This is a genomic window from Streptomyces sp. NPDC057638, assembly GCF_042800315.1.
In the GTDB taxonomy this organism is placed as follows: Bacteria; Actinomycetota; Actinomycetes; order Streptomycetales; family Streptomycetaceae; genus Streptomyces.
Window position 1 is genome coordinate 1 of sequence record NZ_JBHVHF010000402.1, and the last position, 6014, is coordinate 6014.

The following is a 6014-nucleotide window of genomic DNA, read 5'->3' on the forward strand; positions in this document are numbered from 1 at the left end:
CCATCATGTGGCGCGCCCCCTTTCTCGTACGTACGCACACCCGCTGACGCGGGCGGAGACGCCGTTACGCGTGCGGAGGAACGATCCGGCCGGTCACCTCGCCGAGCCCCACCCGGGTCCCGTCAGGACCCGGGGCCCACGCGGTCATCGTCACCACGTCACCGTCCTCCAGGAAGGTGCGCTTGCCCTCGGGGAGTTCCAGCGGGTCCCGCCCGTTCCAGGTCAGCTCCAGCAGCGAACCCCGCTGATGGGTCTCCGGGCCGCTGACCGTGCCGGAGCCGTAGAGGTCGCCCGTGCGCAGGGACGCGCCGTTGACCGTCATATGCGCGAGCTGCTGCGCCGCCGTCCAGTACATGGTGGCGAACGGCGGCTCGGCGATCACATGCCCGTTGACCGAGACGGTGATCCGCAGGTCGAGACCGCCCTGCTCCTCCTCGGCCGCGTCGTCCAGATACGGCAGCGGCGCCACGTCGCGCGCCGGGGGCGCGGTGCGCGCCGCGTCGAGCGCCTCCAGCGGGGTCACCCACGCCGAGACGGAGGTGGCGAAGGACTTGCCGAGGAAGGGACCCAGCGGCACGTACTCCCACGCCTGGATGTCCCGCGCCGACCAGTCGTTGAGCAGCGAGACCCCGAAGACATGGTCACGGAAGGAGCCCAGCGGCACCGGGCGGCCCCGCTCCGACGGCACCCCGACGACAAAGCCGACCTCGGCCTCGATATCCAGCTTCACCGACGGCCCGAAGGACGGGTTCTCGGCGCCCGGGGGACGGCGCTGGCCGAGCGGGCGCGGAATGTCGGTGCCGGAGACGACGACCGTGCCGGAGCGACCGTGGTATCCGATCGGCAGATGCTTCCAGTTGGGGGTGAGCGCGTCGCCGTCGGGGCGGAAGATCCGGCCGACGTTGGTGGCGTGGTTCTCGCTCGCGTAGAAGTCGACGTAGTCCGCGACCTCGTACGGGAGGTGGAGTGCCACCTCGCCCACGGGGTGGAGCAGTGGCTCTATGTCCGGCCGGTGCGCGGGGACCGTCACCCACGCGGTGAGGGCCCGCCGTACATCGCGCCACGCGGTGCGGCCCGCCGTGAGCAGGGGACGCAGGGACGGCTGGTCCAGCAGCGCGGCGTAGGGGGAGCCCAGCGCCCTGGCCGCCGCCCCGGCGTCGAGCACATGGGACCCGACGCGGACGCCGACCCTTCGGCGCTCGGGCTCGTCGGCCGTGGTGAACACGCCGTAGGGAAGGTTGTGCGGGCCGAAGGGATCACCTTCGGCGAGATCGAGCGGGCTCTGCTCGGACATCGGTGCCTGCCTCGCTTTCCACGTGTTGGGGACACGTTACGTCGGGCGCGCGCCGCCCTGGCAGAGCGCGATCATCCGGAGGGCCGCCCGGTCCGCCGCCTCTCCGTCCGATGCCAGGCGCGGTGGAAGACGACCCCGGTGTCGTCGCGGCACACCATCTCGTGCCCCCGCGCGTCCACATCGAGTGAGGCGTAACCGTGTCCCGCGTACCAGGGATGGCGTTGCCAGTCCCGGGACCCGCTCGCGTCGGTGAACCGGCCGGGCGTGGACGCGACCGGCGCCGGTACGGGTCCGCCGGTGACCGGCCGCCAGACGCGGGCGGCCCGTTCGGTCCCGTCCCGCAGCGGGATCAGGAGGTCCGCGTGGCTGGTTTCCTCTGGAGGACGAAGGCGATGGCGCATGACGGGACCTCGGCGGGGAAGGGCGTCTCGCTCCCCGCGAGACCGCGCTCTCCGGGCCGCTCGTGGATCTCGGTGAAAGGGCTCGCCCTCGGGCGTATGGGCTGATCACGAACATACCGGCGCATGAGGGAAGGCGCTCGCGGTGATCCAAACCCGACCGGATACGCTGCCTTGAGTGAATCCACCGAGACTTCGACAATCCGTGTGATTATCAGCAGACAGGAGACCTCCTCGTGACCGTCGTCGGGCCGTTCGGGCTGAGCGTGCGGGACCAGGCTCTCGAAGCCGATGTCCAGAACGGACTGTCTGCCGTGGAGGCGGGCCTGCTGGACGCCACCAAGAGCGAGGTGCCCTTCATCACGGAGGCCGCGCAGCACCTCGTTCGGGCGGGAGGCAAGCGATTCCGGCCACTGCTGGTGATGCTGGCGGCGCAGTTCGGCGACCCCTACGCGCCCGGGATCGTGCCCTCGGCGGTGGTGGTGGAGCTGACCCATCTCGCCACGCTCTACCACGACGACGTCATGGACGAGGCGGACGTGCGGCGCGGGGTGCCCAGCGCCAACGCCCGCTGGGGCAACTCGGTGGCGGTGCTCACCGGAGACTTCCTGTTCGCCCGCGCCTCGCACATCCTCGCCGACCTCGGCCCCGAGGCCGTCCGCATCCAGGCCGAGGCGTTCGAACGGCTGGTCACCGGACAGATCCTGGAGACGGCGGGGCCGCGCGACGGGCGCGACCCGGTGGATCACTATCTCGATGTGATCGCGGGCAAGACCGGCTCGCTGATCGCCGTCTCCGGCCGCTTCGGGGCGATGATGTCCGGCGCCGACGAGCGCGTGGTGGACATCCTGACGCAGTACGGGGAGCGCCTCGGCGTCGCCTTCCAGCTCGCCGACGACGTCCTCGACATCGCCAGCGACTCCCACGAGTCCGGCAAGACGCCCGGTACCGATCTGCGGGAGGGCATTCCCACCCTGCCGGTGCTGCTGCTGCGGGCGCGGGCCGAGGCGACCGGCGACCCCGGGGACCTGGCGCTGGTCGAACTCCTCGACGGGGACCTCACGGACGACGCCCGCCATGGCGAGGCGCTGCGTCTGCTCCGTCTCCACCCGGCGCTGGAGCAGGCCCGCCGGGACACCGTCCGTTACGCGGAGGAGGCGCGCGCCGTGCTGGCGCCGCTGCCGGAGTGCTACGCGCGGGCGGCGCTGGAGGAGCTCTGCGACGCGGTCGTCCACCGCGCGGGCTGACGGCGCCTCTCCTGATAGCTCCGCGCCTCTCCTCTTCTCTTCTCTCCGCACCTTTCCTTTCCTCTCCTCTCCTCTCCTCTCCTTGACGCTCGGGGCTTTCTCTCGTGACGCCCGGCGCACGGCCGGGCCGACGTGGACGCCCGTGTGGTCGATCCCGCGCGTCCCCCTTTCCCTGCCCCTGGGTTCTTTTCCCTGGGTGCCGAACGGCGGGTGCGGATGGGGCGGCCGGATCGTGAGGGACCAGGGGGGAGGGGTCGCGGCCGGAAGGGGCGGGCCATGACCGGACCACCTCCGGCTTCTCCTTACTGACCCGGAATTCAGGTGGCCGGAATCGAACGAACCACCGAGGTTCATCTGTGCACCCACTCTGACCTGCTCTGATGCCTCTTTTGATCTGTGATGTGGGTCACCGTGACGGAGTGAGTACCGCCTCGGATTCGTTCCGTACTGATGCCTGGAAGCCGACGCACAGGGCATCGGCTGAAGTACGGGGAGATCATCTGATGAAGCGCACCATGTGGGCACTTGTCGGTGCCACCGCCGTCGCCGCCGCGACCGGTGTCAGCCTCGCCGTCCTCCCGGCGTTCGCCAGCGACGGCACGAGTGCCGCCGCCCCGCACGCCGGACACGGCGCCGCCGGCGCCGTCGCCGCGGACGGCAGGGGACCGGCCGCGGCCCCCAAGGCCGCCCAGTTCTTCCTCGCCAGCCTGAACGGCGCGAACGAGGTCCAGAACCCCGGCGGCCCGATCGTGGGCGACAGCGACGGGGTGGCCCTCCAGTTCGTGAAGGTCGAGGGGAACAAGGTCTCCGTCGCCATCAAGTTCCGCGCCACCCAGAAGCCCACCATGCTCCACATCCACCAGGGCGTCCGCGGGGTCAACGGCGGCATCAAGATCGACCTCACCCCGCTGGCGGGAGGCGTCAAGCCCATCAACGGCTGGACCGGCTCGGTCCAGGGTTCCGTGACGGTCACGGACGCGGCGGCGCTCGACGCCTTCACCAAGAACCCGAACGGCCACTACGCCAACTTCCACACCGCCGAGTTCCCCGGCGGCGCGGTCCGCGGCCAGTTCCACAAGGTGACCAGCGCCTTCCCGTTCGAGAAGGCGCTGACCAACTTCCAGGCGTCCGTCGTCACCGGTGACCAGATCTACGAGTGCAAGACGAACGCGGGCGGCGCCCCCAACTCCTTCCAGCAGCGCGATGTCACCGCCACCCTCGCGGGCCATATCGCCCACTCCTTCGTGGCGCCCAACTCGGGCAAGCCCCAGTGGATCGCCACCGACCGGAGCGCCATCACCGGCGCGCTGATCAAGGCGACGCCCAACGGGGAGGACAACATCGCCGAGCTCGATCTGAAGGCGACCCAGTCCGGCGCGGCCACGGGGCTCTTCGCCACCACCCAGGAGCTGTTCCGGCTGAACACGGTGGGCGGGGTCGCCCCGAACGGCACCTGCCGGGTGGGGCAGATCGTGAAGGTCCCCTACGGGGCGGACTACGTCTTCCTCCAGAAGTGAGACCCGGTCCCGGCGGCACGACCCTTGCGTGACGGCGCGGCACCTCCCCTACTGGATGGGGGAGGTGCCGCGCCCTCCGTCATCCTTCAGCAGTACGGCAGGTTGCTTCCGGGGAGGGACGCCCTCCCTCCACCGGGTTTGGTGTGATGGTCATACGGCGGGCGACCGCCGCTGGACAACGCTCCCGAACCACACGGAGGTAGGCGAACACCATGGACGCGAACGACAGCGCTCAAACCACCGGCCCCACCCAGGGGTCCTCGGCCGGACGCCGCAAGACGGCGCGCTACCTGGTGCCGGTCGCGGTGGCCGGTGTGGCCGCCGCCACCATCGGTCTCGTCCCGGCGCTCGCCGCCTCCGGCGACCCCGACCTCCCGGACATCACCGCCCAGCAGCTGATCGAGAAGATCGCCGCCTCCGACACCCAGCGCCTCTCCGGCATGGTCAAGATCCGTACGGATCTGGGGCTGCCGTCGCTCGGCGGCCTCGGCGAGGGTCTGATGTCCTCGGTCGCCCCGGAGGGCGAGGGCGCGGGCTCCTCGGCGGCGCCGGAGTCCAAGCTGATGGAACTGGCCTCCGGGTCGCACACCCTGCGGGTGGCCATCGACGGCCCCGAGCGCCAGAAGCTCTCCATCCTGGAGAAGAACGCCGAGTACAGCCTCATCCACGACGGCGGCGAGCTGTGGGGCTACGACAGCGGCTCCAACGAGGTCTTCCACGCCAAGGAGACCCAGCCGGGCGGGAAGGGCGAGGGCGGCGAGGCCCGCCGCCCGGTCCCGCCCACGCCGAGGGCGCTGGCCACCGAGACCCTCAAGGCCGTCGGCGACACCACGTCCGTGACGGTCGGCTCCACCGCGCGCATCGCCGACCGCGACGCCTACCAGCTCGTCATCAAGCCCAAGCAGGGCGGCTCCACCATCGGCTCGGTCAAGATCGCGGTGGATGCCAGGACCGGCACCCCGCTGGCGTTCACCGTCACCCCGAGCGGCGGTGGCAAGGCCGCCATCGATGTCGGCTTCACCTCGGTCGACTTCTCCCGCCCGGCCGCCTCCACCTTCGACTTCACCCCGCCGAAGGACGCCAAGGTCACGGAGGCGAAGGAGGGCGGACGGGGCGAGCCGGGCAAGGCGGCGGGGCACCCGGGCGCCGGCCCCGAGGCCAGTGCCTTCAAGGGCCTGGACGTGCTCGGCAAGGGCTGGGGCTCGGTCGTCAAGCTGGCCTCCCCGGGCGGCGACGCGAAGGTCCCCACCCCCTCCGAGCTGGCCAAGAGCGACGAGGTGCCCGCCGAGGCCAAGGGCCTGCTCAGCTCCTTCGGCGACGAGGTCCGGGGCGACTTCGGCACCGGTACGGTCTTCTCCACCCGGCTGGTCAACGCCCTGATCACCCAGGACGGGACGGTGTACACGGGCGCGGTGACCAAGGACGTGCTGGTCAAGGCCGCGAACGCCGACGCCAAGTAAGGAAGGGGGAGCCGCCGCCCCGCCTGCTCCCCGCCGACCGCCCCGCCCGGGGCGCCGCACCGCCACCGCCGAGGGCCAGGTCCTCGACGAGCACGGCA

4 protein-coding genes and 1 pseudogene are annotated in these 6014 nt (G+C 71.3%); 3 read left to right on the top strand and 2 right to left on the bottom strand.

Features of this window, described 5'->3' with window-relative positions:
- Window positions 1-64: 64 nt before the first annotated feature.
- Both fahA and ACFVIM_RS31880 read right to left on the bottom strand, forming a co-directional pair.
- A complete protein-coding gene (gene fahA, locus ACFVIM_RS31875) occupies window positions 65-1294 on the bottom strand; it encodes a fumarylacetoacetase (RefSeq protein WP_384308873.1) in 1230 nt (409 codons plus the stop codon).
- A 161-nt stretch (window positions 1295-1455) separates the two neighbouring features.
- Window positions 1456-1695: pseudogene (locus ACFVIM_RS31880) on the bottom strand (CocE/NonD family hydrolase); the annotation flags it as partial.
- A 233-nt stretch (window positions 1696-1928) separates the two neighbouring features.
- On the opposite strand from ACFVIM_RS31880, the gene ACFVIM_RS31885 reads away from it, so the two are divergent.
- The 3 genes from ACFVIM_RS31885 (at window position 1929) to ACFVIM_RS31895 (ending at window position 5916) form a co-directional block, all read left to right on the top strand.
- Window positions 1929-2939 carry a polyprenyl synthetase family protein gene (locus ACFVIM_RS31885; RefSeq protein WP_384308875.1) on the top strand — a complete coding sequence of 337 codons (1011 nt, stop codon included), beginning with the start codon at window positions 1929-1931 and terminating at the stop codon, window positions 2937-2939.
- Window positions 2940-3442: 503 nt separating this feature from the next.
- Window positions 3443-4456: a CHRD domain-containing protein gene (locus ACFVIM_RS31890; protein ID WP_384308878.1), complete on the top strand. Its 1014-nt coding sequence runs from the start codon at window positions 3443-3445 to the stop codon at window positions 4454-4456.
- Window positions 4457-4668: 212 nt separating this feature from the next.
- Window positions 4669-5916 (top strand): outer membrane lipoprotein carrier protein LolA, encoded by a 1248-nt coding sequence (locus ACFVIM_RS31895; RefSeq protein ID WP_384308881.1) that lies wholly within the window; start codon window positions 4669-4671, stop codon window positions 5914-5916.
- Window positions 5917-6014: the final 98 nt, after the last annotated feature.

Excerpts from the sequence above, each read along its gene's own strand:
- fahA (WP_384308873.1), bottom strand. The coding sequence starts at position 1,294 with ATGTCCGAGCAGAGCCCGCTCGATCTCGCCGAAGGTGATCCCTTCGGC.
- ACFVIM_RS31890 (WP_384308878.1), top strand. The coding sequence starts at position 3,443 with ATGAAGCGCACCATGTGGGCACTTGTCGGTGCCACCGCCGTCGCCGCC.
- ACFVIM_RS31895 (WP_384308881.1), top strand. The coding sequence starts at position 4,669 with ATGGACGCGAACGACAGCGCTCAAACCACCGGCCCCACCCAGGGGTCC.